Origin of the sequence: Lysinibacillus zambalensis (genome assembly GCF_040183165.1) — a bacterium.
In the GTDB taxonomy this organism is placed as follows: domain Bacteria; phylum Bacillota; class Bacilli; order Bacillales_A; family Planococcaceae; genus Lysinibacillus; species Lysinibacillus zambalensis.
On record NZ_JBEGDG010000075.1, the window covers coordinates 1 to 420 of the forward strand.

General features: G+C 35.5%; 1 protein-coding gene. It reads left to right on the plus strand.

Annotated elements, in window-relative coordinates:
• Nucleotides 1–420, plus strand: a 420-nt coding sequence (locus ABNX05_RS26105) for a transposase (protein ID WP_349662347.1), incomplete at both ends; no start/stop codon positions are given.

Below are 420 nucleotides of genomic sequence, written 5' to 3' on the forward strand. Positions count from 1 at the left end.
AATTAATCGACTATATTGAACGCAAACTAAAATATCAAAGAGACTTCGAAATCTTTGACGAACGAAATAGTTATTCGAAAACAGACCCGGATGCGACATTTATGCGTATGAAAGATGACTATATGAAAAATGGTCAATTGAAGGCAGGTTATAACATACAAGTGGCAACAGAAGGTCAGTATGCGCTTGCCTACAGCATTTTTCCGAACCCAACAGATACACGTACATTAATCCCATTTTTAGATGAAATCGAACAACGTTATTTTAAGTTACCCAAACACATTGTCGCAGATGCCGGATATGGCAGTGAACAAAATTATGATGATATCCTTTCGAATCGTAAGAGAGAAGCCTTAATCACGTACAATATGTATTTAAAAGAACAGAAGAAAAAGCATAAGCAAAACGAATTCAATACAG